Origin of the sequence: Curtobacterium luteum (assembly GCF_014646995.1) — a bacterium.
Lineage (GTDB): Bacteria > Actinomycetota > Actinomycetes > Actinomycetales > Microbacteriaceae > Curtobacterium > Curtobacterium luteum.
On sequence record NZ_BMOI01000010.1, the window covers coordinates 62,520 to 89,002 of the forward strand.

Annotated in this window: 24 protein-coding genes; 9 read left to right on the forward strand and 15 right to left on the reverse strand. The window is 72.9% G+C overall.

What is annotated here, in order from left to right; genetic code table 11:
- Positions 1-873, reverse strand: a complete 873-nt coding sequence (locus IEY20_RS11890) for a phosphoribosylaminoimidazolesuccinocarboxamide synthase (RefSeq protein WP_188889161.1) — start codon at positions 871-873, stop codon at positions 1-3.
- Positions 870-2,138: a phosphoribosylamine--glycine ligase gene (purD, locus tag IEY20_RS11895; protein ID WP_175328743.1), complete on the reverse strand. Its 1,269-nt coding sequence runs from the start codon at positions 2,136-2,138 to the stop codon at positions 870-872. The genes IEY20_RS11890 and purD overlap by 4 nt, the downstream gene beginning before the upstream one ends.
- Before the next feature lie 144 nt (positions 2,139-2,282).
- On the opposite strand from purD, the gene IEY20_RS11900 reads away from it, so the two are divergent.
- Positions 2,283-2,645, forward strand: a complete 363-nt coding sequence (locus tag IEY20_RS11900) for a sterol carrier family protein (RefSeq protein WP_175328742.1) — start codon at positions 2,283-2,285, stop codon at positions 2,643-2,645.
- Positions 2,646-2,660: 15 nt separating this feature from the next.
- On the opposite strand, the gene IEY20_RS11905 is transcribed toward IEY20_RS11900, so the two are convergent.
- Together IEY20_RS11905 and IEY20_RS11910 are read right to left on the reverse strand one after the other, a co-directional pair.
- Positions 2,661-3,443 carry a DUF4184 family protein gene (locus tag IEY20_RS11905; RefSeq protein WP_175328741.1) on the reverse strand — a complete coding sequence of 261 codons (783 nt, stop codon included), beginning with the start codon at positions 3,441-3,443 and terminating at the stop codon, positions 2,661-2,663.
- A 344-nt stretch (positions 3,444-3,787) separates the two neighbouring features.
- A complete protein-coding gene (locus tag IEY20_RS11910) occupies positions 3,788-6,388 on the reverse strand; it encodes a helix-turn-helix transcriptional regulator (RefSeq protein ID WP_188889163.1) in 2,601 nt (866 codons plus the stop codon).
- Between the two features lie 126 nt (positions 6,389-6,514).
- Between IEY20_RS11910 and IEY20_RS11915 the strand changes: the two genes are divergently transcribed.
- A complete protein-coding gene (locus tag IEY20_RS11915; protein ID WP_148286313.1) occupies positions 6,515-6,910 on the forward strand; it encodes a hypothetical protein in 396 nt (131 codons plus the stop codon).
- Positions 6,911-6,988: 78 nt separating this feature from the next.
- Here IEY20_RS11915 and purF read toward each other — a convergent pair whose 3' ends face one another.
- Entirely contained in the window at positions 6,989-8,446 is a 1,458-nt protein-coding gene (gene purF / locus IEY20_RS11920) for an amidophosphoribosyltransferase (protein ID WP_188889165.1), read from the reverse strand.
- Between the two features lie 70 nt (positions 8,447-8,516).
- Between purF and purM the strand changes: the two genes are divergently transcribed.
- Positions 8,517-9,620 carry a phosphoribosylformylglycinamidine cyclo-ligase gene (purM, locus tag IEY20_RS11925; protein WP_175328738.1) on the forward strand — a complete coding sequence of 368 codons (1,104 nt, stop codon included), beginning with the start codon at positions 8,517-8,519 and terminating at the stop codon, positions 9,618-9,620.
- Positions 9,621-10,009: 389 nt separating this feature from the next.
- Here the strand turns inward: purM and IEY20_RS11930 are convergent, their stop codons facing one another.
- Positions 10,010-10,225 (reverse strand): DUF3073 domain-containing protein, encoded by a 216-nt coding sequence (locus IEY20_RS11930; RefSeq protein ID WP_022905133.1) that lies wholly within the window; start codon positions 10,223-10,225, stop codon positions 10,010-10,012.
- 160 nt (positions 10,226-10,385) lie between these two features.
- On the opposite strand from IEY20_RS11930, the gene IEY20_RS11935 reads away from it, so the two are divergent.
- The gene (locus tag IEY20_RS11935; RefSeq protein WP_175327372.1) at positions 10,386-11,507 is read left to right on the forward strand and encodes an NAD(P)-binding domain-containing protein; all 1,122 of its coding nucleotides are present in this window, start codon (positions 10,386-10,388) and stop codon (positions 11,505-11,507) included.
- A 222-nt stretch (positions 11,508-11,729) separates the two neighbouring features.
- Here IEY20_RS11935 and IEY20_RS11940 read toward each other — a convergent pair whose 3' ends face one another.
- From IEY20_RS11940 to IEY20_RS11955, 4 genes are all read right to left on the reverse strand, one after another.
- A complete protein-coding gene (locus tag IEY20_RS11940; RefSeq protein WP_175327373.1) occupies positions 11,730-12,170 on the reverse strand; it encodes a DoxX family protein in 441 nt (146 codons plus the stop codon).
- Positions 12,171-12,290: 120 nt separating this feature from the next.
- Positions 12,291-12,569: a DUF3072 domain-containing protein gene (locus IEY20_RS11945; RefSeq protein WP_175327374.1), complete on the reverse strand. Its 279-nt coding sequence runs from the start codon at positions 12,567-12,569 to the stop codon at positions 12,291-12,293.
- A gap of 93 nt (positions 12,570-12,662) precedes the next feature.
- On the reverse strand, positions 12,663-13,418 hold the full coding sequence (locus IEY20_RS11950; RefSeq protein WP_175327375.1) for a hypothetical protein: 756 nt from the start codon (positions 13,416-13,418) through the stop codon (positions 12,663-12,665).
- A 37-nt stretch (positions 13,419-13,455) separates the two neighbouring features.
- Entirely contained in the window at positions 13,456-15,717 is a 2,262-nt protein-coding gene (locus IEY20_RS11955; protein ID WP_188889167.1) for an APC family permease, read from the reverse strand.
- 130 nt (positions 15,718-15,847) lie between these two features.
- On the opposite strand from IEY20_RS11955, the gene IEY20_RS11960 reads away from it, so the two are divergent.
- A complete protein-coding gene (locus IEY20_RS11960; RefSeq protein ID WP_175327377.1) occupies positions 15,848-16,636 on the forward strand; it encodes a MerR family transcriptional regulator in 789 nt (262 codons plus the stop codon).
- 140 nt (positions 16,637-16,776) lie between these two features.
- On the opposite strand, the gene IEY20_RS11965 is transcribed toward IEY20_RS11960, so the two are convergent.
- The 3 genes from IEY20_RS11965 to yczE form a co-directional block, all read right to left on the reverse strand.
- Positions 16,777-17,358, reverse strand: a complete 582-nt coding sequence (locus IEY20_RS11965) for a PadR family transcriptional regulator (protein ID WP_175327378.1) — start codon at positions 17,356-17,358, stop codon at positions 16,777-16,779.
- The gene (locus tag IEY20_RS11970; protein ID WP_175327379.1) at positions 17,355-18,203 is read right to left on the reverse strand and encodes a DUF4097 family beta strand repeat-containing protein; all 849 of its coding nucleotides are present in this window, start codon (positions 18,201-18,203) and stop codon (positions 17,355-17,357) included. The genes IEY20_RS11965 and IEY20_RS11970 overlap by 4 nt, the downstream gene beginning before the upstream one ends.
- A gap of 80 nt (positions 18,204-18,283) precedes the next feature.
- The gene (yczE, locus tag IEY20_RS11975; protein WP_022905125.1) at positions 18,284-18,952 is read right to left on the reverse strand and encodes a membrane protein YczE; all 669 of its coding nucleotides are present in this window, start codon (positions 18,950-18,952) and stop codon (positions 18,284-18,286) included.
- A 60-nt stretch (positions 18,953-19,012) separates the two neighbouring features.
- On the opposite strand from yczE, the gene yczR reads away from it, so the two are divergent.
- From yczR to IEY20_RS11995, 4 genes are all read left to right on the forward strand, one after another.
- On the forward strand, positions 19,013-20,455 hold the full coding sequence (yczR, locus tag IEY20_RS11980; protein ID WP_175327380.1) for a MocR-like transcription factor YczR: 1,443 nt from the start codon (positions 19,013-19,015) through the stop codon (positions 20,453-20,455).
- A 107-nt stretch (positions 20,456-20,562) separates the two neighbouring features.
- Complete coding sequence (locus IEY20_RS11985) at positions 20,563-21,219, forward strand: DUF6518 family protein (protein WP_175327381.1); 657 nt, start codon at positions 20,563-20,565, stop codon at positions 21,217-21,219.
- Positions 21,220-21,253: 34 nt separating this feature from the next.
- Positions 21,254-21,940 (forward strand): efflux RND transporter permease subunit, encoded by a 687-nt coding sequence (locus IEY20_RS11990; RefSeq protein ID WP_175327382.1) that lies wholly within the window; start codon positions 21,254-21,256, stop codon positions 21,938-21,940.
- Positions 21,927-24,713 (forward strand): efflux RND transporter permease subunit, encoded by a 2,787-nt coding sequence (locus tag IEY20_RS11995; RefSeq protein WP_229728027.1) that lies wholly within the window; start codon positions 21,927-21,929, stop codon positions 24,711-24,713. Before IEY20_RS11990 ends, IEY20_RS11995 begins: the two co-directional genes overlap by 14 nt.
- 79 nt (positions 24,714-24,792) lie before the next feature.
- On the opposite strand, the gene IEY20_RS12000 is transcribed toward IEY20_RS11995, so the two are convergent.
- Complete coding sequence (locus tag IEY20_RS12000; RefSeq protein ID WP_175327383.1) at positions 24,793-25,035, reverse strand: hypothetical protein; 243 nt, start codon at positions 25,033-25,035, stop codon at positions 24,793-24,795.
- Positions 25,036-25,389: 354 nt separating this feature from the next.
- Positions 25,390-26,439: an alpha/beta hydrolase gene (locus IEY20_RS12005; protein ID WP_175327384.1), complete on the reverse strand. Its 1,050-nt coding sequence runs from the start codon at positions 26,437-26,439 to the stop codon at positions 25,390-25,392.
- Positions 26,440-26,483: the final 44 nt, after the last annotated feature.

Sequence of the window (26,483 nt, forward strand, 5' to 3'; positions counted from 1 at the left end):
TCAGGCGCCGAGGCGCTCGATGAGCTCGCGGTAGCGCGCCGCGGTGCGCTCCACGATCGTGTCCGGTAGCACCGGCGGGGTGCCCTGCCGGTCCCAGTTCGCGCTGAGCCAGTCGCGCACGATCTGCTTGTCGAACGACTCGGTCCGGTTCCCGGAGCGGGCGTCCCAGTAGCGGCTGGAGTCGCTCGTGAGGACCTCGTCCGCGATGCGGACCACACCGTCGGCGTCGCGGCCGAACTCGAACTTCGTGTCGGCGATGACCACGCCGTGCTCGAGCGCGATCGCGGCGGCCTCGGAGTACACCCGGAGCGACAGGTCGCGCAGCACCTCGGCGTCGTCCCGACCGACGAGCTCGACGGTCTGCTCGAACGAGATGTTCTCGTCGTGCTCACCCTGGGGCGCCTTGTACGCGGGCGTGTAGATCGGCTCGGGCAGCCGGTCGCCGTTCGCGAGGCCGGCGGGGAGCGCCACACCGCAGACGCTGCCGGACTCCTGGTACTCAGCCCAGCCGCTGCCGACCAGGTAGCCGCGGACGACGCACTCGACCGGGAACATCGCGAGCGGCATCACGTGCATCGACCGCGGAGCGACCTCGGCGGGCACGGGGGTACCGCCGCTGGTGGCGGGCAGGATGTGGTTCGGGACGTCCGACAGCCGGTCGAACCAGAACCGGGACAGCCGGGTCAGCAGCTCGCCCTTGCCGGGGATCGGCGGTTCGAGCGCGAAGTCGTAGGCGCTGACGCGGTCGGATGCGACGAGCAGGAGTTCGGTGGCGCTCGCGACGGCGTCGGTGCCGCTCGGCACGTACAGCTCGCGGACCTTGCCCGACGAGACGTGCCGCCAGCCCGGGACGACCGGGACCGCGGCGGTCACCGCGCGACCTTCGCGGCGATGTCGGTGCGGAACTGCGCGCCCTCGAGCGTGATGTCGTGCAGGCCGGCGTACGCGCGGTCGCGTGCTTCGGCGAAGTCCGCCCCGGTCGCGACGACGCTGAGGACGCGGCCGCCGGTGGCGACGAGCTCGCCGTCGAGGAGGCCGGTGGCGGCGTGGGCCACCGAGACGCCCGGCCGGGCGCCGGCCGCGTCGATCCCGGTGATCCGACGCCCGGTCTTCGGGTTCTCCGGGTAGCCCTCGCTCGCGAGCACGACGGTGACGGCGGCGTCGTCCCGGAACTCGGGCGCGGGGACCGAGCCGAGGCGGCCGGTGGCGGCGGCGAGCATGAGTCCGCTCAGCGGTGTCGCGAGGCGGGGGAGCACCACCTGGGTCTCCGGGTCGCCGAAGCGCGCGTTGAACTCGATGACGCGGACGCCCTGCTCGGTGACGATGAGCCCGCAGTAGAGCAGCCCGACGAAGGGCGTGCCCTCGTGCTCGAGGCGACGGACGGTCGGGAGCGCGACGAGGTCGGTGACCTCGGCCACGAAGGCCTGCTCCGATCCCCAGCGGTCGGTGAGCCAGGGCAGCGGCGAGTAGGCGCCCATGCCGCCCGTGTTCGGCCCGGTGTCCCCGTCGCCGAGGCGCTTGTAGTCCTGCGCGGGACTGAGCGGGCGGACGTCGTGCCCGTCGCTCAGGAAGAACAGCGAGACCTCCTCGCCGTCGAGGAACTCCTCGACCACGACGTGCCCGTGCTGCAGCCAGTACGTGGCGTGGTCGATCGCGGCCCGACGGTCCTCGGTCACCAGGACGCCCTTGCCGGCCGCGAGCCCGTCGGCCTTCACGACGTACGGGGCGCCGAGCTCGTCGAGCGCGGCGACGGCCTCGTCGACCGTGCCCGCGTACACCGGGCGGCCGGTCGGGACGCCCGCCTCGGCCATGATCCGCTTCGCGAACGCCTTCGAGCCCTCGAGCTGCGCGGCGGCCTTCCCCGGGCCGAACACCGGGATGCCGCGCGTGCGGACCGGGTCGGCGACGCCGGCGATGAGCGGCGCCTCGGGTCCGACGACGACGAGCTCGACGTCGTTCTCGATGGCGTAGTCGGCGACCAGCGCGCCGTTCGTCGGGTCGATCGAGACGGTCTCGACGTCGGCGGCGATGCCGGCGTTGCCGGGCGCGACGGTGATGACGTGCCCCGCCTGCTCCGCGAGGAGGGCCGTGACGATGGCGTGCTCGCGGGCACCGGAACCGAGGACGAGGATTCGCACCCGATCACCCTACCGAGCCTCGTGCCCGCGTTGCGATGCGGGTGTTCCGCGGCCGCTCGGTGCGAGGTTCCACGCTCCGTGCGAGGTCTGAGGCGCCGCACGGTGTGCGATTCCTCGCACCGCACGGGTCGCTAGCCTGTGGGCATGCCGCGCAGGACGATCGACGACGGGGACGGGCGGTCCGCGCTCGCGGCGGTGCAGGGCGGCAGCACGGCGCGGGCGGACGTCGCCACCGCCGTGCGGTGGACGCTGCAGCGCCTCGCGGAGGACGTGCCGGGCAACAGCGTGGAGGTCCGCGTCCCGCCGTACGCGGCGGTCCAGGCGATCCCCGGGCCGCGGCACACCCGCGGCACCCCGCCGAACGTGGTCGAGACCGACGCCGCGACGTGGATCGCGCTGGCGACCGGCACGCTCCGGTGGGACGAAGCGGTCGAGGCCGCCCGGGTGAGCGCCTCCGGCTCGCGCGCGGACCTCACGGAGTTCCTCCCCGTCCGCCTCGCCGGCTGATCCACGCCGGCGCGGTCACCCTGCGGTCGTGAGGTCCACCGAGCCGTGCGACCGGCGGACCACCTCGAGCACGACCGCACCGACCACGAGCACCACGGCGACCACCGGCGGGACCGTGAAGGCCGCGGCCACGAGGACCGCACCCGCGCCTCCGCCCGCGAGGGCGACGGCCCCGCAGCGTCCAGCGGTGACCAGCACGACGGCGGCGACACCCGTGTCGGCGGTGAGTCGTGCCTCCCGGCCGGTGCGGCCACCTGCCGGGACGCGCCGATCGCCCTCGGGACGCGACCGGCCCCACCACACCGCGGGGACGACGAGCAGCGCGAGGAGGCCGAGCGCACTGGAGCCGTCCTGCACGAGCGCCCACACCGGGTGGCCGGCGACGCTCCCCCGCAGCACCGGGACAGCCTCCACGACCCACCCGTCGCGGTGCGAGCAAGCGTCCCAGAGCACGTGCGTGACGCTCCCGAGCACGCACCCGACGAGCGTGGCGGCGACCCCCCGTGCCGACGATCGCGGTCGGGTCGTCCACCCCGTGGGGACACGGACAGCGAGGGCGGGCAGGGCGCGCGTCCACGCGGGACGGACCAGCCACCACCAGACCGCGACCAGGACGAGCGCGACGGCGAGGTCCACGGTGACGACGCCCGTCCACGAGTGGCTCACGGCGTACGGCGGCAGCAACGGCACGAAGAGGACCGCGTCCGGGGCCATCGACCCGACCGCGACGGCGGCGACGGGCAGCGGCGTCCGGCGGGCGGCGAACGCGACGACGGCGTGGCTCACGGTGAAGGGCACACGACGATGGTGGCCCGAGGAGCGGTCCGAGCGCGTCAGCCCGGGGGACGAACACCCGGCCGAGGAGATCGCTCGCCTGGCGAAGCGAATTAGGTAGGTCCTACCGATGTGCCCCGCGCAACCGGTTGCCTATCGTGGAAGTCGCCGGGATTCGGACCCGACCCGAACGGGTCCGAACCCGGCGACACCCACACGCTACGCGATTTTCGGCGAGCTGTGTGCACCATCCGGCGAGTCGTGCTGCATCCCGCAACAGATGCGCGCAAAGTGAGCGCTCCTGCTGCCGGGCGCGCGAACGGAAAGACGGGCGGTACCGACCGGGCACGCCGATCCGAGCGGACGGCTCAGAGCAGCTCGACGAGCTCGGCCCGGGCGTGCAGGTCCCACTTCTGGAACACCCGCGACAGGTGCGCGTCGATCGTGCGGACCGACAGGCCGAGCGTCTCGGCGATGCGGCGGTTGCTCAGCCCCTCCGCCGCGAGCTTGGCGACCTCGTACTCGCGGTTCGTGAGCGGCGGCTTCGTGTGGCCGGCGCTCACCGCCATCCCGTGCGAGGCGAGGACGCCCTGCGCGACGATCACCCGCGGTCGGTCGCGGGCACGGACCGCATCCGCGTACTCGACGATCGCCCCCGCCAGCGGACCGTCCACCCGTTCCGCCGCGGCACGCATCCGGTCCAGCGTGGGACCGTCGTCGCGACCAGCCTGCAGGTCGATCGCGTAGTGCAGCGTGTGCCCGTACATGACGTGCGTCCACGAGCCGGCCGCCGTCGACCGCTCGATGACCTCGTCCATGTGGCGCGGACCCTCCGGGTTGCCGAGGATCCACTCCGTCCACGCGATCGACACCGCGACCTGCTCGCCCGTGATCCGCATCGCGCGGAGCGGCGTCGTCCGGGCACGGTCCAGCGCTGCCGCGGCCTCCTCGAGCCGACCCGCGTAGGCGTACGCCATCGCCAGTCGTGCCCAGGGGTACGCGGCGAACCCGCCGTGGTCGGCGATGTCGTAGCGCTCGCACGCCGCCGAGAACGCGACGATGGCGTCGTCCCAGCGCCGCTGTCCGATCGCGTGGTTGCCGTCCCCGATGAGCTCGAGGGTGAAGTCGTACATGAGGTACGGGCTCGACCGGCGGACCGGCACCTCGGTGAGGAGGTCGGCGATGTCCCCGCGCCAGACCTGCACCTGGTGGAGCACGGAGACGATCTCGCCGACGCTCCACGGCGCGTCCTCGAGGTTCACGACGGCGGTCTGCAGGGCCTTCCGTCCGAGGGCGGCGGCGTCGTCGAGCCGTCCGGCGGTGGCGAGTCCCATCACGGCGCACGGCGCGAGGCAGAGGAAACCGAGCGGCACGGTCGGGGCGTGGACGATCCCGGTGGCGTCGACCTCGGCGCGCACCTCGGCGAAGCGCCCGGCCCAGCCGAGGTGGGCGAGCCGCAGCAGACGGAGGCGCTCGGCGGCTGCGGGCCCCACGCGCCGCACCGCCTGGTCGGTCAGGGCCACGGCGGCGTCCACGTCGTCGTCGTGGAACTGCCGGATGTTCGCGAGCGTCTCGCACGCCTCGATGACCGCGGCGTCCTCGACGTCGTCGGAGTCCCGAGCGATCGCCCACGCCGCCTCGGCGTCCGCCCGGCCGGCCTCGCGTCCGGCGCTGTAGGAGTGCGCCAGCGACCGCAGCACGTGCGCCGCGATCCGCTGCGTGCACGGCAGCGACGTCCGGAGTGCGGCCGAGGTCAGGGCGACGGCGCTCTCGAGCTCCTGCAGACGGACCGCGACCTCGGCGGCGTCGAGGAGCGCCTCGGTCGCGGGCAGCACGCCGCACTCGAGCGACCAGAGGGTGGCCCGGAGCCGTGCGGCCGGCGGGGCGCCCTCGGGCCGGTCCGTGCGGAAGGCGTTGGCGCGCGCGAACAGCATCGTCCGTCGGGCCACCGGGACGAGTGCCCGGACGACCTCGCCCACGAGCGGGTGCGACGGCCGGACGACCGCGGTGCCGTCCTCGGTCGAGTCCATCCGGACGAGCCCGAGCGCGACGACCCGGTCGATGTCCCCGCCGGCGACGAGCGCGAGGAGCCGGGGGAGCGGGATCGGGTCCGCGAGGGCGACGATGTCGACGACGTCGCGGAGGTCCTCGGGGAGCGTGCCGAGCTCCGTCCGGTACATGTCCGCGAGGCTGTTCGACGCGGTGACCCGGCCCCGCCAGTACCAGCCGGACGCGGTCTGCTCGAGGGCGCCGGACGCCAAGGCGGCCCGCACGACCTCCCGGACGTAGAGCGGGTTGCCGGCGGTCGCCCGGTGCACGCGCTCGGCCGAGGCGTTCTCGAGCTGGGCGCCGAGCGCCGTCGCGATGAGGTCCGAGGTCTCACGGAGGTCGAGCGGGGCGAGGTCGATGCGCTCGAGCAGGTCGTCCTGCCAGAGCGCACGGAGCGGCTCCGGCAGCGCCGTGAAGTCGCGGCAGGTGAGCACGAGCCGGGCGTCCTGGTGCCGGACGAGCCACGCCACGTACCGGGCGGAGATCGCGTCGAGGTGGTCGGCGTCGTCCACTCGGAGCAGCACGTCGCGGTCCGCGCCGCCGAGGGACCGGAGCCGCTCCTCGGCCTGGTGCTCGTCCGCGAGCTCGGCCAGGGTCGTCGGGAGTTCGCCGAAGTGGCCGGAAACCGCATCGAACGGCATCGACCGGCCCGCGGCGACCGCGGTGATCGGGACGACGAGCGTCCGACCGGACGCGTCCCGCCCGGCGACGCGGTCGGTGATCCGCTCCGCCGCGGTCGTCTTGCCGAGGCCGGGGGCGCCGACGAGGGCGACGCTCCACCGGTGCTCCGCGACCACCGCGACGGCCCGGTCCTCCTCGTGCCGGCGGGCGATCGGCCAGGCGATCCGGGCGGGCGGCCGTCGGTGCGGACCGGAACGGTGACCGCGCTCGGCGCGGCCGTGCTGCGTGCGTCCGCGCATGCCCGTCACCTGCCTCTCCGGTCGCCGCCAACCGTCAGGGGTGCCGGTGCGGTGCCGTCCATCCTGCCCGGTATCGCGTTCTGCGCACAGGCCGGAGCACGTCCCACAGTGGGGGACAATGGGGTGGTGAGCACCACCGACGGACCCGAAGAACGACCGGCCCCGAACGCCGTCTCCACCGCCGACGCGGTCACGATCCGACGTGCGCCGAAGTTCGGCGTCTTCATCGTCGGCGGCGCGGTCGTCGGGTTCCTCGTCACGCTCGTCGTCGTCTCGGCGACGATGAACATCGACCGAGGCGACCAGCAGGAGACCGCGAGCTTCGGCTCCCTGGTGGGGTACTTCTCGCTGTGGGGCGTGACCATCGGCGCGTTCGTCGGTGCCGTGGTCGCCGTCGTGCTCGACCGCGTGTTCGCCCGGCGGGCGGCGGAGCTCACCGCCGAGCGCGTGGACGTCGAGCCCGCGCCGGAGACGGTCGACGGCGAGATCGAGGAGCACGGCGACGACGTCGCCGGTCGCTGACGCGACCCAGGTCGGACGGGAGGCCCGTGGCGGTGTCGCCACGGGCCTCCCGTCCGTCTGCCGGTCGCGTCGGGCGACCTAGCTGAGCTGGTTCGCCTCGACCCAGGACAGGTACTCGGGGCTCACGGTGCCCGTGACGTACTCGCCGGTGAAGCAGCTCATCTCGAGGTCGGTGACGTCCGAGCCCTCGATGATCGCGTCGCGCATGTCGGCGATCTCCTGGTAGATCAGGTGGTCGCTGCCGAGGACCCGGTTGATCTCCGGGATCTTCCGGTCGTGCGCGATGAGCTCCGCCCGCGTGGGCATGTTGATGCCGTAGACGTGCGGGAACCGGACAGGCGGGGCCGCGCTCGTGAACGTCACCTCGTTCGCGCCGGCGGCACGGGCCATCTCGACGATCTCCTTGCTCGTCGTGCCGCGCACGATCGAGTCGTCGACGATGAGGATGTTCTTGCCCTTGAACTCCGACGACATCGCGTTGAGCTTCTGCCGCACGGACCGCTTGCGCTCCGCCTGCCCCGGCATGATGAAGGTGCGACCGACGTAGCGGTTCTTGTAGAAGCCCTCGCGGTACTCGATGCCGAGCTTCTGCGCCACCTGCATGGCCGCGGGTCGGGACGAGTCGGGGATCGGCATGACCACGTCGATGTCGCCGGTCGGGGCGTACTGCTCGATGGTGTCCGCGAGGCGGTTGCCGAGCCGGAGTCGGGCGTCGTACACCGAGATGCCGTTCATGACCGAGTCGGGGCGGGCGAGGTAGACGTACTCGAACGAGCAGGGCACGAGGCGCGGGTTCTTCGCGCACTGCCGGGCGTGCATCTGGCCGTTCATCTCGATGAACACGGCCTCGCCGGGGGCGATGTCCCGGACGATCTCGTAGCCGCCGGACTCGAGGACGAGCGACTCCGACGCGACGACCCACTCCGGCTGACCGGCCTCGTCGAACTTGTGCCCGAGGATGAGCGGGCGGATGCCGAACGGGTCGCGGAAGGCGAGCAGCCCGTGCCCGGCGATCGTCGCGATCGCGGCGTAGGAGCCCTCGACGCGCTCGTGCACGCGCTCGACGGCGTCGAACACCTGGCCCGGGTCGAGGTCCTTCCCGCGGACCTGGCCCTGGAGCTCGTGCGCGAGGACGTTGACGAGCAGCTCGGTGTCGGAGCTCGTGTTGAGGTGCCGGCGGTCGATGTCGAACAGCTCGCGGGTGAGTTCCCGCGTGTTGGTCAGGTTGCCGTTGTGCACGAGGACGATGCCGTAGGGCGCGTTCACGTAGAAGGGCTGCGCCTCTTCCTCGTTGCTCGCGGCGCCCTTCGTGGCGTAGCGCACGTGGCCGAGGCCCATCGTGCCGAGCAGGGACCGCATGTCACGCGTGTGGAAGGCCTCCCGCACGTGTCCACGCGTCTTGTGCATGTGGTGGATGTGACCCTCGACCGTGGCGATGCCGGTCGAGTCCTGTCCTCGGTGCTGCAGGAGGAGCAGAGCGTCGTAGATGGATTGGTTGGCAGGACTCTGGGCGACGAGCCCGACGATGCCGCACATTCGCGGTGTGCTCCAGACCGTAGAATCGGGGGGACCGAACAAGTCTGCCATGCCCTGCGGAGGACGACGCATGACGAACCCGTACGCCGAGGCCGGCGTCGACACAGCAGCCGGCGACCTCGCGGTCGAACTCATGAAGTCGGCCGTCACGGCCACGCACAACGCCTCGGTGACGGGCGGTGTCGGCGGGTTCGCGGGGCTCTACGACGTCTCGTTCCTGAAGGACTTCGAACACCCGCTGCTCGCGACCTCGACCGACGGCGTCGGCACGAAGGTCGCCATCGCCCAGGCGATCGACAAGCACGACACGATCGGGCAGGACCTCGTCGGCATGGTCGTCGACGACATCGTCGTGGTCGGCGCTCGTCCGCTGTTCATGACCGACTACATCGCGTGCGGCCGGGTCGTGCCGAACCGCATCGCCGACATCGCCGCCGGGATCGCCCGCGGCTGCTCGGCCACCGGGACCGCCCTCGTCGGCGGCGAGACCGCGGAGCACCCGGGGCTCCTCGGCCCGGACGACTACGACGTCGCGGGAGCGGCGACGGGTGTCGTCGAGGCCGGCGCTCAGCTCGGCGCGCACCTCGTCGAGGACGGGGACGTCGTCGTCGCCATCGCCTCGTCGGGCCTGCACTCGAACGGGTACTCGCTCGTGCGGCACATCCTGTCGACGCGCGGCGTGCAGTACACCGACCAGCTGCCGGAGTTCGGCGCCGGGGTGTCCGTGGGGGAGGCCCTGCTCGAGCCCACGCGCCTCTACACGACGCCGCTGCTCTCGCTGCTGTCCGCGCGCCCAGGCGCCGTGCACTCGCTCTCGCACGTCACCGGTGGCGGCATCGCGGCGAACCTCGCACGTGTGCTCCCGGTCGGCTCGTGGGTCGAGGTCGACCGGTCGAGCTGGTCCCCGCTGCCGGTCTTCCGTGTGCTCGCGGAGATGGCGAGCACGCCGCTGGAGGACACCGAGGGCACGTGGAACCTCGGCATCGGGATGTTCGCCGTGGTCGCGGCCGGGGCTGCCTCGGACGTCATCGCCTCGCTCGGAGCCGCCGGGCTGCCGTCGTGGGCGGTCGGGACGATCTCGACGGCGGCGCGCGAGGACCTCACCGGGTTCGAGCAGGGCGCCAAGGGCGTCGACGGCGGCGCCGTGCGGCTCGTCGGGTCCTACGCGGCCTGACGCCGGCTGCGCCTGACGCCGGCGCGCGGGCCCGCCGCGACGCGTCGGCCGCCCCCGCCTGCCGCGTCGGCCGCCCCCGCCTGCCGCGTCGGCCGCCCCCGCCTGCCGCGTCGGCCGCCCCCGCCTGCCGCGTCGGTCGGGACACCCCGTCCGCGGATCGTCCAGCGGTCAGGAAACGTCGCGTCCGCCCCGACGGAGAGACGTCCCGTGACCTTCGGGCATGCTGCACGCGGGGTGTCGCGACCGCACGGAGACGCCGCCCATCAGGGTGGCTGACCTCAGCCACCGCCGAGCACGCGCGCGCGGCGCACTCCGACGCGCCGGGCACGCCCGGGACACGCGCAAACGCCGCACACCCGAGGGTGAGCGGCGTGTCGCACGAGGGCGGCTCAGGCGGACTTGTTCTGGTCCTCGTGTTGCTCGAGCTCGAGGTCGTCCTCGTCGTCACCGTACTGGTCCGCCCAGCGGTCGACGTACGAGTTCTCGTCCGAGTGTTGCCCGGCGGAGAGCTCTCGCTCGAGTGCACCGTAGTTCGTCTCCGGGCTGAAGTACTTCAGCTCCCGAGCCACCTTGGTGTGCTTTGCCTTCTGACGGCCGCGCCCCATGCGTGACCCCCTCGTGATCGGCTCTGGTCCGATCCTGGCGGGCGTCAGTGGACACCCGGGGAATCGGACGGTTCGTGGTTTGAAATCTGCCGATCACTCTACCATGTACCCCGATCTGGACGTCGCCGCGAGGGCGGAGCACCCAGGAGAATCGGATGTGATGAGCGACGCCACGAACCCCGTTCCCGACCAGCTCGCGCGTGTCGTCGTCATCGGCGCGGGGCAGGCCGGGCTCTCGGTGGCCTACCACCTGCGTCGCCTCGGCCTCGTGCCCGGGTCGGACCTCGTCGTCCTCGACCGTGGGCCGGGCTCCGGCGGGGCGTGGCAGCACCGGTGGGAGGCCCTCCGGCTCGGCGCAGCGCACCGGGTGCACGACCTCCCGGGCATGCACGCGATGGGTCTCCGGTTCGACGATGCCGACCGCTCCCGTCCCGCGCGGGACGTCGTCGGCGAGTACTACCGCCGGTTCGAGCAGCACTACGAGCTCCGGGTGCGTCGCCCGGTCGCGGTGACCTCGGTGACGCGCGTCCCCGGTGCCGACCGACTCTGCACGACCGTGCGGACGCCGGACGGGAGGACGAGCCGGATCAGCTCGGAGGTCATCGTCAACGCCTCCGGCACCTGGGGCACCCCGTTCGTGCCGTGGTACCCGGGCCGGGACGTGTTCGCCGGTCGGCAGCTCGACACGACGGAGTACCGGAGCGCCGCGGAGTTCTCCGGGCAGGACGTCGTGGTGGTCGGCGGCGGGACGAGCGCGATCGGCTTCCTGCTCGAGCTCGACGGCGTGGCCCGGTCGACGCGGTGGTTCACCCGGCGACCCGTCGTCTGGTCCGACACGGCCTCGCTCGACCTCGAGTCCGCGGTCGCGGCGGTCGACGAGCAGGACCGGGCCGCGCGGACGGGACGAGTCCTCCCGAGCATCGTCAGCGGCACCGGCATCCCGGTCACGCGTCGGATCCGCGCCGGCATCGACCGCGGGACGCTCGTGGCCGCCCCGATGTTCGCACGCCTCGACGAGTCCGGGGTGGTCACCGCGGACGGCGAGCACGTGCACGCCGACGCCGTCGTCTGGGCGACCGGTTTCCGGGCCGACCTCCGGCACCTCGCTCCGCTCCGGCTCCGGACCGCTGCGGGTGGCGTCGTGGTCGCCGACGGCCGGTCCGAGGACGAGCCGCGCCTCTTCCTCGCCGGCTACGGCCCGCAGGCCTCCACCATCGGCGCGAACCGCGCGGGTCGGCGCATCGCCCAGCAGGTCACGGACGTCCTCGCCGGCACCGCCTGACGACCCACACGGCGTGGACGGCAGCCCGCACGGCGTGGACGGGACGCACGGTGCGAGGTTGCGCGCACGGTGCGAGGGCAACGGCCTCGCACCATGTGCGCAACCTCGCACGCCGACGCGCCAGGCCGCCACGCCGTCAGGCGGGCAGACGGCCGGGAGGCGCGGTGCCGGTCCGCCCCGCGCCTCCCGGACGTCGGTGGTCGCGCCGGGGACGCGGGTGGCTCAGGCCGGCAGCGGCTCGTCCACACCGCGCCGACGACGCGTCGCGCGCAGCAGCAGGGCATCGAGCGAGAAGCGCCCCGGCCCGGTCAACGCGACGGCCAGCGATCCGACGGCGAGCACGAGGACGTACTCGAAACCGCCGTCCTGCGAGAAGAACCCGGCCGTCGCGTTCGCGAGGAGCCCCGCCACGACCATGTCGACCGCGAGCAGCGCCCCGACCACGCGCGTCGCGACACCGACCACGAGGAACACCCCGCCGACGAGTTCGAGCCCCGCGACGAGCGGCGCGGCGACCTCGGCGAGCGGGACCCCCATACCCGCGAAGCCCTGGCTCACGGTCGGGATGCCCTGCGCGAACTTCTGCGCGCCGTGGGCGATGAAGACCGCGCCGAGGACGACGCGGAGCACGGTGAGGCCGATCGAGGTCGATGTCGTTCGCATGCCCGGGACGGTAGCCGTTGACGCGTCACCGAGCACCCCCGGACGGGGGCCTCGGCGGAGTTCGCCAGGGCATCGCCAGCACATGCCCAGTCTGGGGTCCGCCGTTCAGCGGACCCGCGCTCAGGATGCGGAGTCGGTACCGCGGCCGGTCTGCTGCTGCAGTCGGTCGATGTGCTCCGAGGCCTCCGCCTTGGTGAGGTCGGCGGGCAGTTCCTCGCCGGCCTCGCGGGCGAGGGTGTCGAGGTAGCTGCGCTGCGGACCGGTCATGGGCTCGTCGCCGGTGACCCAGTCCTCCGGGTCCTTGCTCGCGGTCGTGGAGGGGTCGGGGCGGGGACCGCCGAGGGTCTCGCCGGTGTGGTCGGCCTGGCCCTGCTGGTCGGTCTGGTCTGCATCGCTCATGGCGCGGACGCTACGCCGGGCCACCGACGGGGACCCCAGCGCGGCGTCCCCCGGACAGCCCGACGACGCCGGTCCCGGACGGCCGGAACGGGGTCAGGCAGCCGCGACGGCGTAGCGCACGAGGTCGGGACCGACAGTGCTCAGCGCGATCGGCACGACCGACCCATCGCGACGGATCCACATGCTCGCCGCACGCTCGTCGATGCGCTCGACCTCGTACAGCGTGCCGTCGATCAGGACCGACGCCGAGACCAGGACCGTCCCGGTGGCCGGGCGGGGCGGCAAGCCCGGGACGTCGGCGTCGTACGCCGTGTGGGGCCCGGGCGTCAGGAACGGGGACACCGGGGTGGTGACGATCTCCAGCCCGTCGGTGACGTCGGACACCGCGACGAGCCGGACGGCCTGGTCCTTCGGCAGCGGGACGTCGACCACCGGAGCGTCGTCGGGGCCGGCCAGCGCGCGGAACGCGGGCCGACCGTCGGGGGCGAGCAGTGCCTCCCGGCCGTCGATGCGGACGCGACCGCGCCCGCGCGAGTCGGCGTAGAGGCCCGGGACGATGCCGGACCTGCGCGCTTCGAGGCGGCTGATGACGACGCGGTCGGGTCGGTACCAGTCGCGGAGGGTGGCGGGGTCGACCCACCCGATGGCGCGCGCACCGCGCGACAGCTCGGAGGAGTGGTCGGCGGCCCGTTCGTCGACCGCTCCGAGGGGGTGTTCGCCCAGCACGGCGACGAGGCCCTCGAGCGGGCTGCCGGCCGGCGGTTCGTGGTCGAGCACCTCGACGCGCTTCGACACCTTGCCGCCGTGCGCGTCGAAGGTCGCGAAGGTCCGGAGGTCGGTCGGGGTCATGGCGTCACATCGTACGACCGGCCACCGTCACGCGGTGTCATCCGCGGTCGGCGTCGCGGGGCGAGGTCGGCGACGAGGGCGTGCGGCCCGTCGGGGGCGACGCCACGAGGGTCCGCAGTTCGCCGGTGCACCGTGCCGGGTCCACGCCCTCCGCGGGGCCGGCGGGTCGCGTCGCCCGCCGGGGCGCGGGCGCGGTCTGCGGGGCGAGGCTGTTCCGCTGGTCGGACCGGAGCAGGCGGTCGTCGCTGCGCTCGGCGTGGAAGACGCCGTGCGGCGACCGGCGGAGGGGCGGACGCACGGGCTCGCCGCGGCGTTCCTGGCCGGGCAGCGGGCGGGAGCGGCGCCCGTACAGGAGCTCCGACGAGTCGAGCAGCCACGGCACCAGGGCGACGGTCACGCCGTGGACGAGCAGGAGCTTCTTCCGGATCCGACGTCCGCGGTGGTTGTGGAGCAGGTTCTCCCACCAGTGCCCGACGACGAACACCGGCGTGTAGACCGTGATCACCTCGGAGCCGTGCTCCAGTCGGTGCGCCTTGATGTACTTGATGAGCGGCATCGAGATGTCGCGGTACGGGCTCGGCACGATCGTCAGCGGGACCTCGATGCCGTGCTCCGCCCACTGCGCCCGCAAGCGCGCCGCCTCGGCGTCGTCGATCGCGACGTGCACGGCCTCGAAGCTCGCGTGCTTCGCGGCGATCGCGTAGTCGAGGGCCTTGAGCACCGGCTTCTGGAGCTTGTTCACCAGCACGATCGCGTGGTCGCCGGTCGCGCCGAACTCGGTCTCCTCGTCGGCGGCGATCTCGTGCTGGACGTCGCGGTAGTAGCGGTTCACCCCGAGCATGAGCACGAAGAGCACCGGCATGATCACGAACACGAGCCACGCGCCGTGCGTGAACTTCGTGATGGTGACGATCACGAGCACCACGAACGTGAAGCTCGCGCCGACGGTGTTGATGAGCCGCGAGCGGACGACCTGGCCGCGGTTCACGGGTTCGGTGGCGGTGCCCGCGCGGTCCTGGCGGAGCAGGCGCGTCCAGTGCACGACCATGCCGGTCTGACCGAGCGTGAACGACACGAAGACGCCGATGATGTACAGCTGGATGAGGGTGGTGACGTTCGCCCGGTAGACGATGAGCAGGGCGGCCGCGACGAGCGCGAGCACGATCACGCCGTTCGAGTAGATGAGGCGGTCGCCGCGGGTCGAGAGTGCCTTGGGTGCGTAGGAGTCGCGGGCGAGGATCGAGCCGAGCAGCGGGAACCCGTTGAACGCCGTGTTCGCCGCGAGCAGCAGGACCGCCGCCGTGGTGGCCTGCACGACGAAGAACAGCACCGAGTTGTCCCCGAACGTGGCAGCGGCGATCTGTGCGATGAGCGAGCGCTGCGGTGTCGTGGCGCAGTTCGCGAACCCCTGGAGGTCGCAGGCGCTCTCGGCGTAGTGGACACGGGCGACGAGCGCGAGCGTGATGAGCCCGATGAACAGGACGATCGCGATGCCGCCCATCGCGACGAGGGTCTTCTGTGCGTTCTGGATCTTCGGACGGCGGAACGCCTGCACGCCGTTCGCGATCGCCTCGACGCCGGTGAGCGCAGAGCAACCGGAGGCGAAGGCACGGAGCAGGAGCAGGACGAAGGCGGCCTGGGTGGTGTGCTCGACGTTCTGCACGGTGTACTGCGCGGACTCGGCCACAGGGGTGTGCCCCGTGGCGACCCGCACCAGGCCCGTGACGACCATCACGAACACGGACGCGACGAACAGGTAGGTCGGGATCGCGAACGCCTTGCTCGACTCGCGGACCCCGCGGAGGTTCACCGCCGCGAGCAGCACGACGAAGAGCAGCGCGAGCTCGACCCGGAACTCGTTGAGGACCGGCAGCGCCGAGATGATGTTGTCCACGCCGGAGGCCACCGACACGGCGACGGTCATGACGTAGTCGACGAGCAGCGCGCTCGCCACGACGAGGCCGGCCTTCTCGCCGAGGTTGCGGTGCGCCACCTCGTAGTCGCCGCCACCCGACGGGTACGCCTTGATGAGCTGCCGGTAGGACGCGACGACCACGACGAGCAGCAGCACCACGAGTGCGGCCACCCACGGGGCGAAGGTCAGGAAGGCCATGCCGCCGAGCAGCAGGATCATGAGGAGCTCCTGCGGCGCGTAGGCCACGGAGGAGAGCGGGTCACTCGCGAAGATCGGCAGTGCCAGGTGCTTCGGGAGGAGCTGTCCCTCGAGCTTCTCGGAGGGGAGGGGGTCCCCGATCAGCCGCGCCTTCAGCGACCGGATCTCGTTCGTCACGACGGGCAAACCTACTCATTTCGGACCCGGAGTCAACACGGGGGCACCCGCCGGTATTCCGTCTTCGTGCACATCCGTGCAACCTGTGCAGGGCGAGGGGGTTGTGATTGACGCTGCGTCAACCTCTAGCGTGTCCTGCATGAGTGATCGGACAGACAACGCATCCGTCGCTGCGAAAGCGCCGCACGGCATCTCCGACGTGGCACGCGCGGCCGGCGTGTCCAGTCGGACGCTCCGCCACTACGACGCGATCGGTCTGCTGCCGGCGACCGCCGTGGGCGAGGGCGGGCTCCGTCGCTACGACGACGGCGCGCTCGTCCGGCTCCAGCGCATCCTGCTCCTCCGCGGACTCGGCCTCGGACTGTCCGAGATCGCCCGGGTGCTCGACGGCGAGCAGGACGACGTCGCCGCACTCCGGGCGCACGTCACCTGGCTCGAGCAGGAGCGCGACCGGCTCGCGCGGCAGCTCGCAGCCGTGCGCACCACCATCACCAGGATCGAACGAGGAGACGACATGACCACGCACGACACCTTCGACGGGTTCGACCAGACCCGGTTCCGTCAGGAGGTCGAGGAACGCTGGGGCGCCGACGCCTGGCAACGCGGGCAGGACTGGTGGTCGGCGAGCGACCCGGCCGCCAAAGCGGCCTTCCAAGCAGAACAGCGCGCGATCGCCACGGACGCGGCGGCGCTCGCCGTCTCCGACGACGCGCCGACTTCGGCCGCGGGCACGGCCCTCGCGCGCCGACAGCTCGCCTGGCTCGCACAGGCGCCCGGGCCCGCCCTGACGGCCGACCGGTTCCGCACGCTCGCCGACATGTACGTGCACGACGAGCGCTTCACGCAGGCGTACGAGTGGGCCGGCCCGGGCGCGGCACGCGCGCTCCGGGACGCCATGCACGCCCTCGCCGACGCGGGCGCGGTGTAGGAGCGGCGGACACGGCCGCTGCGGGGGCGGGCCGACCGGGAGGCGCGGTGTGCGCCCGCCGTGTCGGCCCGCCCCGGTCGGTGCTCGCGTCCGGTGCTCCCTCGGTGCTCGCGTCAGGTGCTCGCCTCCGCTGCTCACCGTCAGAGCGAGCGGCGCACCGCCTCGAGTCCGTCCCGCAGGCGGCTGACGGTGTCCGCGGTGAGCGTGCCCCGCGTCGCCTGCCGGCGGAGGTCCGCCCGGACCTGCTGCCGGAACGACGACAGGACCATCTCGACCTCGCGCAGGGCACTGGCACCGGCGGTCGGGACGTCGACCGGCTCGTCGGCGGTCTGTCCGCGCGGAGCCTGAGCGCTCGCGGCGAGGTCGGCGCGGAGGGACCGCATGGCCTCGCCGACCGAGGCCCGCACGCCGTCCGCGAGGGACTTCACCGAGTCGGTCATCCCGTCCTCGAGCGCGGCGACCTCGGCGGCGCGGGCGTCGAGCTCGGCGCGTCCGGCGTCCGTGATCGCGTAGACGGTCTTCCGGCCGTCGGCGGTCCCGGTCACGAGTCCCTCGTCCTGGAGCTTGGCCAGGCGCGGGTAGACCGTGCCGGCGCTCGGGACGTACGTGCCGCCGAAGCGGTCGCCGAGGGCCGTGATCAGCTCGTAGCCGTGCATCGGGTGGTCGGCGAGGAGGACGAGCAGGTAGAGGCGCAGGTGACCGTGCGCGAAGACGGGGCTCATGCGGGCACCTCACCATCGGTCGTCGGGGTGGTCGCGGCCTCGTCGGCGCCGGGCGGCGCGTGGAGCACCGCGATGTCGCCGGACACCGAGTTCACCTTGAGGTCGAGCCACTGGCCGGAGAGCTCCCCGCCCTGCTTGACGTAGGAACCGCGCACGCCACGGATCTCCGAGTCGTCGAACTGCAGCTTGCCCGAGGCCGTCGAGACCGTGCACCGGTAGGGCACGCCGTCCTCGAGCCGGACGCTGACCGAGCCCGACACCGTGTTGACGCGCGCGGAGTCCGGCGTGCCGTGCAGGTCGAGCACGACGTCGGCGTTCACTCCGTCCGCCTGGAACCGGGGGATCGCGCCGGTGGCCACGACGTCGCCCGAGACCGTGTGCACCGTGAGGGCTCCGTCGAGTTCCCGGACGGTGGTCGTGCCGGAGACCGCGTTCACGGTGACGTCGCCCGCGACCCCGTCCACGACGACGTCGCCGGAGACGGTGTTGAGCGTCGCGCCGCGGTTCGTCCCGGACAGGAGCGACCCGGCCGAGACGACGCCGAGCGTCACCGGAGCGTCCCGCGGCACGAGGATGCTCACGTCGGCGTGCGCCTTGCCCCGGAATGACTTGAGGAAGCCGATCGGGTCGTCCCACCGGATCTGCGGGTGGTCGACGGTGAGGGTGTCGCCGTCCACCTCGACCATGAGCGGCTTGCCCGACACGCTGTGGACCTCCACCCGGGCGGTCGGTTCGTCGTGCGCGACGACGTCCACCTGTCCGCCGACGAGTCCGACGCGCAGGCGACGGACGATGCCGGTGTCGATGACCTTGGGCTCCTCGACGAGCCACTTCTCCTGAGCCATGTTGCCTCCTCGAACTCGCGATGTATCGCGTCTGTTAAGGTCACGATACATCGCGAGTTCCGACGGCCGCAAGCGAACACTCAGGAGGTGGTCCGCGCCTCCAGGCCAGGGGCGGTGAGCGAGCTCGGGACCGCGACCCGCGTGCGCTCCGGGCTCCACGGGAACCGGCGGAAGAGCGGCATCAGCGGTTGCACCATCGGGCCGATCGCGAACGCGGCGACCACCGTGCCGGCGCCCACGTCGCCACCGAGCAGCCACCCGACGATGACGACGGTGACCTCGATGACGGTCCGGGCGACCCAGATCGGCCACCCGAAGCGCTGCGAGACCCCGACCATCAGCCCGTCGCGCGCGCCGGTGCCGAACCCGGCACCGATGTAGAACGCCGTCGCGACGGCGAGCAGCAGGAGTCCGGCCACGAAGAGGCCGACCCGGGGGAGCAGCCCGTCGGGCGCCGGGACGAGCCACAGCACGAGGTCCGCCGACGGGCCGATCGCCAGGGCGTTGAGCAGGGTGCCGATGCCGGGCTTCTGCCGCAGCGGGATCCAGAACAGCAGGATGACCCCGCTCGACACCACGGTGATGACCCCGAACGACCACGGCACGACGTGCTCGAGCCCCTCGGTGAGGACCGTCCACGAGGCGACACCCACCACCGCACGGACCTGGAGCGCGGTCGAGGCGCCGTAGAGGAACAGACCGACCATGAGCTGCGCGAACCGGAGGGTGAGGGCGGGGGTGCGGGACATGCTCCGATCGTGCGGCAGATTGGCCTGCTGGTCGAGGGCCAATCGCGCTACCGTGGACCCATGACCCCCGTCCAGCTGAGCGCCCGGTCCGCAGCGCTCCTCCTCACCGACTGGCGTGCCGGTACGGACGCCGCCGCGTACGAGGCGCTCTCCGACGCCCTCCGGGTCCTCGCGATCGACGGCCGCATCCCGCAGGGCGTCCGACTGCCCGCCGAGCGCGGCCTCGCGTCGGCCCTCGGCGTCTCACGGACCACGGTCGCCGGGGCGTACGCGCGCCTCCGCGAAGACGGGTTCCTCGTCTCCGTCCGGGGATCCGGCAGCGTCGTGCGCCTGCCGCGCGACCTCGTCGGCCGACCGGACCCCGAGCGGCTCGGCGGCGTGGTCGGCGGCGACGTCCTCGACCTCCGCAAGGCGGCCCTGCACGCGGCCCCGGGCATCGCCGAGGCCGTCGAGCGGGCGATGCGGCACGTGCCCGCGGCGCTCGCCGGGATCGGCTACGACACCGTGGGCGACCCCGGACTCCGCGCCGCGATCGCGGAACGGTACACGGCCAGGGGGTTGCCGACCGACCCGTCGCAGATCGTCGTCACCATCGGCGCGCAGCACGCGATCGCCCTGCTCGCCCGCGTGCTCGTCCGACGCGGCGACGCGGTCCTCGTCGAGTCGCCGACCTACCCGCACGCGCACGAGGCGTTCCGCGAGGTCGGTGGCCGGCTCGTCGGCGTGCCCGTCGACGCGCGGACGGGGTGGGACACCACCGCGCTCGAGCACACGCTCCGTCGCACGGCACCGGCGGTCGCGTACGTCATGCCCGCGCTGCACAACCCGACCGGCGCGACGATGACCCCGGACGCCCGCGACCTGCTCGTGTCCGTCGCGGCCGCGGTCGGCACCACCGTGGTCGCCGACGAGACGATGGGGGAGCTCCGCATCGACGGGCCCGCGGCGACGCCGCTCGCCGCTGCGTCCGACGACGTCGTCATGATCGGCTCCGCCGACAAGGTGTTCTGGGGTGGGCTCCGGATCGGATGGGTGCGGGCCCGGCCCGAACTGCTGCAGCGGCTGCTGCTCGCCCGTCCGACCGGTGACCTCGGGACGCCCGTGCTCGACCAGCTGGTCGCGCGGGAGCTCGTACCGCGCACGGCGGCCGTCCTGGAGGAACGGCGTGCGTACCTGGCGCAGGCCCGCGACGACGTCGTGGGCGCGTTGCGCGCGCGACTCCCCGAGTGGGACGTCCCCTCACCGGCGGGCGGGTTGACGACGTGGGTCGGGCTCGGGCGGCCGGTGTCGAGCGCGCTCGTCCTGGCAGCGCGGGCCGAGGGGGTCGTGCTCGCCTCTGGCGGGGTCTTCGGCCCGGACGGCGGCTTCGAGCGGTTCCTCCGCGTGCCGTTCACGATGCCCGCTGCCGACCGGTCGCGGATGGTCGACGTGCTCGAGCGGGCCTGGGCGCGGGTCGGCGGGGAGTCGGTCGGCCCGAGCGGGTCGCTCGCAGCCGTCGTCTGAACCGGCCGGGCGGCCCTGGGTGGTCCTGCGGGGATCATCCTGTGGGTGGAGGCCGTCGGGTCTCCGGGGTGATGTCCGCCGGACCCGGAACCGGGATCGTGGGATGCATGGAGACGATCGTGCACACCGCGCAGACCGGGACCGCGGGCCGGGAGACCGACCCCCACGCCGTGCCACCGGCGATCCGCGTGACGATGGCGACCGGGCTCGCCCTGCTGGCGGGTGTGCTCTGCTCGTTCGGGCAGGCGGTCCCCGGGTTCGGACAGCTCGCGAACTCGGCCGGGCCGTGGTTCGTGGTGGCGGCGCTCCTCGTGCTCCTCGCGGGCCTGCACCGGCGCCCGGTGCTGCCGATGGTGCTCGGGGTCGTCTTCCTCGAGCTCATGCACGTCGGGTACTGGGCCGCGACGAACCTCCGCGGCTACCCGGACGTCCTGTCCGTCACGAACTTCTGGGTCCTCATCGGGATCCCGGCCGGGCTCCTCGCGGGCGCGGTGGTCTGGGCCGTCCGGTCGACGTCCGCGTGGTGGCGTGCGGCGGCGGCCGGGGTGACGGGCGCCGTGCTCGTCGGTGAGGGCGTCCGGGCGCTGCTGCAGGTCGCCGCGACGACGGGCACGACGTTCTGGACGATCGAGATCGTCGTCGGCGCCGCGGTGGTCGTGGCCGGCGTGTACTCGGCCCGGACGGCGACGGCGCGGGTGGTCGCGCTCGGGACCGGCGTGCTCGGTGCCCTCGGCGTCCTCGCCGTCTACCTGTTGCTCGGCTGAGCCTCCAGCGTCGCGGGCCTGCGAGGATCGGACAGTGCACCTCCTCTCGGTCTTCAGCATCCGGAACCGGTCCCTCATCGCGCTCGTCACGATCGTGGTGGCGATCTTCGGTGGCATCTCGCTGACGAGCCTGAAGCAGGAGCTCATCCCGAGCGTCGAGTTCCCGCAGGTCGCGATCGTCAGCGCCTACCCGGGAGCGACGCCGGAGGTGGTCTCGAACGACGTCTCGACGAAGATCGAGCAGGCCATCCAGGTGGTGCCGAACCTCGAGTCGACGAGCGCGACCTCGTCGACCGGGCAGAGCGTCGTGTCGGCGTCGTTCGACTACGGCTCGAACCTCGCCAGCGCCGAGGACAAGATCCAGACGGCGGTCAACGCGCTGTCGCTGCCGGACACCGTGCAGACGCAGATCGTGACCGGCTCGTTCGACGACCTCCCCGTGCTGCAGCTCGCGGTCACGGGCTCGGGGAACCAGGAACAGCTGGTCGACCGGCTCAACGCGACGGCCGTCCCCGACCTCGAGAAGCTCGACGGGGTCCGGCAGGCCGACGTGTTCGGCAACCCCGGGCGCCGGGTCGTGATCACGCCGGACGAGGACGAGCTCGCGGCGAAGGGGCTGACGACGCAGTCGATCTCGGACGCGCTCGACGACAACGGGACGCTGATCCCCGGGCGGCACGATCACCCAGGACGGCTCGACGCTCTCGGTGCAGACCGGTGAGCGCATCGCGTCGATCAAGGACATCGAGGCGCTGCCGCTGACGGCGTCGTCGAGCGGCAGCGGCTCCAGCTCGAACGGTTCCGGTTCCGGGGGCGGGAGCGCGACCGGCGCGACCAGCGGCACCGGCACGACGAGCGGGGCGGGCGCGACCGGCACGACCAGCGGGACCGGCGCTGCCGGCGGGAGCAGTGCCTCCAGTCCGGCCGCGACCGGGACCACGGGCGCCACCGGCGCCTCCGGGACGGGCGCCACCACCACGACCACCACGCCGACGGAGCTCGGCGACGTCGCGAAGGTCGCCATCGAGGAGTCGCCGCGCACCTCGATCAGCCGTGTCGACGGCAAGACGGCGCTGACGATCGCGATCACGAAGACGCAGGAGGCGAACACCGTCGACGTCTCCGAGACGGTGAAGAAGGCGCTGCCCGACATCGAGTCGAAGGTCGCGGGCAACCCGCAGTTCACGGTCGTGTTCGACCAGGCGCCGTACATCCAGCAGTCGATCGACTCGCTCGCCGAGGAGGGCCTGCTCGGCCTCGGGTTCGCCGTGCTCGTGATCCTGGTGTTCCTGCTGTCGGTGCGGTCGACCCTCGTCACGGCGATCTCGATCCCGACGTCGGTGCTCCTCGCGGCGATCGGCATGCGTGCCGCCGGGTACACGCTCAACATCATCACGCTCGCCGCGCTCACCATCGCGATCGGCCGCGTCGTCGACGGCTCGATCGTCGTCATCGAGAACATCAAGCGGCACATGCAGCCCGGGGTCGACCGGTCCCGGGCGGTGCTCGACGCCGTCCGTGAGGTGGCGGGCGCGGTCACCGCCTCGGCGCTGACCACCGTCGCGGTGTTCCTGCCGGTGGCGTTCGTCGCGGAACTGGTCGGCGAACTGTTCCGGCCCTTCGCGCTCACCGTGACCATGGCCCTGGTCGCGTCGCTGCTGGTGTCCCTGACGATCGTGCCGGTGCTCGCGTACTGGTTCCTCCGACCGCCGAAGACCCACCGGCACGCCGGGACGGGCGCGGACGCCCCGGGCGCGGACACCGGGACGGCCGCGGACGCAGCGACGAGCGGAGCCGCGACCGGTGCCCTGGCCTCGGCGGCCGACCTGCACGACGCCGGTCGCACCGACCGGCTCCAGCGCGGCTACCGGCCGGTCCTCGGCTGGGCGATGCGCCGCCCCTGGATCGTCCTCGCACTCGCCCTCTTCGTCCTCGCCGGGACGGCCGCCGCCGTGCCGTTCGTGAAGACGAACTACCTCGGCGACTCGGGGCAGAACACCTTCACCGTCACCCAGGACCTGAAGCCGGGCACGAGCCTCGACGACCAGTCGACCGCCGCGGCGAAGGTCGAGGAGGCCCTGCGTTCCGTCACGGGCGTCGAGACCGTGCAGACGACCATCGGGTCGAGCGGCCAGTCCATCCAGGCGGCCTTCGGCGGCGGTGCCTCGGCGTCCGTGCAGTACAACGTCACGACCGACGCCGCGGCCGACCAGCCCACGATCCAGTCCACCGCGCGCGACCGCATCGAACGGATCGCGGACGTCGGCGAGGTGTCGCTGTCCTCGGCCGGTGGCGGCTTCGGCGGCTCGAGCGACATCGAGGTCGACGTCACCGCGCCGACCCAGGCGGAGCTCCGGACCGCGGCCGACACGGTGCTGCGGAAGATGCGCGGCGTCGACGGCACCACGGCGGCGACGAGCAACCTGTCGGCGGCCGAGCCGTACCTCGCCGTGCAGGTCGACCGGCAGGCGGCGGCGGAGCGCGGGCTCACCGAGCAGCAGGTCGGCGCCCTCGTCGCGGCGACCGTCTCCCCGCGGGACACCGGCAGCGTCGAGATCGACGACGCCACGCTCGACGTGTACATCGCCGACCCGAACCCGCCGGCGACGATCGCCGCGCTGAAGAAGCTCGCGATCCCGACCTCGACGGGCGAGGTCCCGCTGTCCGACCTCGCGACGGTCGAGCGCTCGGAGGGCCCCACGACCATCACGACCTCGAACGCGGTCCGCACGGCGACGATCACCGTGACCCCGGACGCCACGAACCTCGGGGCGGCCGTGCAGAACGTCACGGCGGCCGTCGACGCGCTGCAGCTCCCGCGCGGTGCCTCGGCGTCGATCGGCGGTGTGGCGTCGAGCCAGTCGTCCGCGTTCAGCCAGCTGTTCCTCGCGATCCTCGTCGCGATCCTCATCGTCTACGTGATCATGGTGGCCACGTTCCGGAGCCTGCTCCAGCCGCTGCTGCTCCTGATGTCGGTGCCGTTCGCCGCGACCGGGGCGCTCCTGCTGCAGATCGCCACAGGCATCCCGCTCGGCGTCGCGTCGATCATCGGCCTGCTCATGCTCGTCGGCATCGTCGTGACGAACGCGATCGTCCTCGTCGGCCTGGTGAACCAGTACCGCCGTCGGGGACTCCGCGTCGCCGAGGCCCTGGTCGAAGGCGCGACGCGACGACTCCGCCCGATCCTCATGACCGCCCTCGCGACGATCTTCGCGCTCGTGCCGATGGCGCTCGGGCTGACCGGCAAGTCCGGGTTCATCTCGCAGCCGCTCGCGCTCGTGGTGATCGGCGGCCTGGTGTCGTCGACACTGCTGACCCTCGTGGTGCTGCCGTCGCTCTACTTCGTGGTCGAGCGGGCACGGGAGCGTCGGGCCGACCGGATCGCCGCCGGGATCACCCGCAAGGAGGCGCGGCAGCAGCGTCGCGAGGACCGGAAGCGCCGTCGCGAGGAGCGTCGCGCGGCCCGCGGCCGGACGACCGCGTCGGCGGACTGAACCGGCGACGCACGGACGGTCGCCCGAGCACGGGGCGAGGCGCTCGCCCGCACCGTGCGAGGGTTCGCCCGCGGGCGGGTCAGTGCTCGGAAGCCTCCACGGCACGGAACCAGTGCACGAGGACGACCACCAGGGTCGTGATGAACACGATCGCCGCGCCCTGCGACAGCACCTGCATGTGACCGGTCGCAGCGGCGTACCCGCCGAACGCGACGGTCGCGCAGAACGACAGCCCGAGGAGCAGCTCGACCACGGACCACATCGCAGAGGCGTGGTGCCAGGTGGTCGGGGCGGTCATCGGGCGCGTCGAGGTGTCGGTCACCCCGGAAGTCTGCGCCGACCGCGCCACGACCAGCAGTCCCGACTCCGGGTGGCACCCGGGCAGGGGACGCGGCGCCGACACCGCCAGACCGGCAGGTCCTGGTGTGCGTGGCCGTTCCGGTGCACGGCGCGCCGGGACCAGCGAGATCCGTTGCGCCGCTGGCAGTTCCGGTACGCAGGACCCGGGTCCGTGGCACCGGAACTGCCACATCGCGAGGCGACGTCTGCCACGCATTCCGCGCGACCCCGGCGCAGCGGCATCGATCCGTCGCGCAGGCGACCCGACGGCGGACGGGAGGCGCGGTGCGGGCCGCCGGCGTGCCTCCCGTCCGTCAGGGTGGCGCGTCGGGACCCGTCAGCCGAGCCGGTCGCGCAGGAACGCGACGACCCGCTTGCTCATGGCCTCGTCGAGCTGGGCGATCGAGTGCGCCGTCCCCTCCACCTGCACGAACGTGACCGGCACGTCGTGGTCCCGGAGCGCGGTCGCGAACTCCGTCGACTCCCAGAGCGGGATGAACTCGTCGGTCGAGTGCCCGATGAAGAACGGTGGGGTGTCCGCCGTCACCTGCGACATCGGCGATGCCCGCTCGGCCGCCGGACAGCGCGAGTACGTCCGGCAGCCGAGGTAGAGCAGCTGCTTCCGCTGGAACGACGCGGACACCCCGTCGGCCTCGGTCGAGCGGCTCGTCAGGTCCGTCGGACCGCTCAGGTCGACGACGGCCCGGATCCGGTCGCCCTCGGCGTACGCGGGTGACTCGTGGTCGGTGACCGCGAGCAGGGCGGCGAGGTTGCCCCCGGCGCTCCCGCCGAACAGCCCGACGCGGTCCCGGTCGACGTCGTATGTCTCGAGCGTCGCCGGCCGGAACACCCAGTCGAGCGCGCGGCGGACGTCGTCGAAGCCGGCCGGGAACGGGTCGGTCGGAGCGAGCCGGTAGTCGACGTTGAAGGTGACGAAGCCCTCCGACGCGAGGTACTGGCAGACCGACCGGTAGGCGGCGGTCGCCTTGTCGCCGTGCGACCAGCTCCCGCCGTGGATCATCATCACGGCGGGCCTGGCGGTGCTCGATGCCCGGGCGAGCGCCCGCGGGTCCGCCGAGGCCGAGGCCGAGGCCCCCGAGGTCGTGGCTCCCGCGGACGGCGCAGCGGTGGCCGTGGGCGTGGCGGTGGTGTCGGGAGGACTGTCCGCGGGCAGGCACACGTCGAGTCGCTGCAGCGGGGCGGACCCGTACGGTACGTCCGCGACGACGTCGATCCCGTGGTACCGGAGCGACAGCGGGTAGATGACCGGGTCCGCGGTGACGGTCGTGTTCCGGTCGCCGGTCGGGTCCGCGCTGCAGGCGGCCACCGTCAGCAGCGCCGCGAGCACGCCGACGACTGCGAGCACGGTGCGGCGTCCGGTTCCCATCCCGACAACGCTAACCCGGCGCCCCGGCCCGCGCGCCCGCCTCC

Bases quoted from the DNA above. Each gene is read 5' to 3' on its own strand.
- purF (WP_188889165.1), bottom strand. From the start codon at position 8,446: ATGTGCGGCATCGTCGGGCTCGTCGCCCAGAGTCCTGCCAACCAATCC.
- IEY20_RS11970 (WP_175327379.1), bottom strand. From the start codon at position 18,203: ATGGCTCAGGAGAAGTGGCTCGTCGAGGAGCCCAAGGTCATCGACACC.
- yczR (WP_175327380.1), top strand. From the start codon at position 19,013: ATGACCCCCGTCCAGCTGAGCGCCCGGTCCGCAGCGCTCCTCCTCACC.
- IEY20_RS11935 (WP_175327372.1), top strand. From the start codon at position 10,386: ATGAGCGACGCCACGAACCCCGTTCCCGACCAGCTCGCGCGTGTCGTC.
- IEY20_RS11930 (WP_022905133.1), bottom strand. From the start codon at position 10,225: ATGGGGCGCGGCCGTCAGAAGGCAAAGCACACCAAGGTGGCTCGGGAG.
- IEY20_RS11985 (WP_175327381.1), top strand. From the start codon at position 20,563: ATGGAGACGATCGTGCACACCGCGCAGACCGGGACCGCGGGCCGGGAG.
- IEY20_RS11965 (WP_175327378.1), bottom strand. From the start codon at position 17,358: ATGAGCCCCGTCTTCGCGCACGGTCACCTGCGCCTCTACCTGCTCGTC.
- purM (WP_175328738.1), top strand. From the start codon at position 8,517: ATGACGAACCCGTACGCCGAGGCCGGCGTCGACACAGCAGCCGGCGAC.
- IEY20_RS11910 (WP_188889163.1), bottom strand. From the start codon at position 6,388: ATGCGCGGACGCACGCAGCACGGCCGCGCCGAGCGCGGTCACCGTTCC.
- IEY20_RS12005 (WP_175327384.1), bottom strand. From the start codon at position 26,439: ATGGGAACCGGACGCCGCACCGTGCTCGCAGTCGTCGGCGTGCTCGCG.
- IEY20_RS11950 (WP_175327375.1), bottom strand. From the start codon at position 13,418: ATGACCCCGACCGACCTCCGGACCTTCGCGACCTTCGACGCGCACGGC.
- yczE (WP_022905125.1), bottom strand. From the start codon at position 18,952: ATGTCCCGCACCCCCGCCCTCACCCTCCGGTTCGCGCAGCTCATGGTC.
- IEY20_RS11940 (WP_175327373.1), bottom strand. From the start codon at position 12,170: ATGCGAACGACATCGACCTCGATCGGCCTCACCGTGCTCCGCGTCGTC.
- IEY20_RS11960 (WP_175327377.1), top strand. From the start codon at position 15,848: ATGAGTGATCGGACAGACAACGCATCCGTCGCTGCGAAAGCGCCGCAC.
- IEY20_RS11945 (WP_175327374.1), bottom strand. From the start codon at position 12,569: ATGAGCGATGCAGACCAGACCGACCAGCAGGGCCAGGCCGACCACACC.
- IEY20_RS11900 (WP_175328742.1), top strand. From the start codon at position 2,283: ATGCCGCGCAGGACGATCGACGACGGGGACGGGCGGTCCGCGCTCGCG.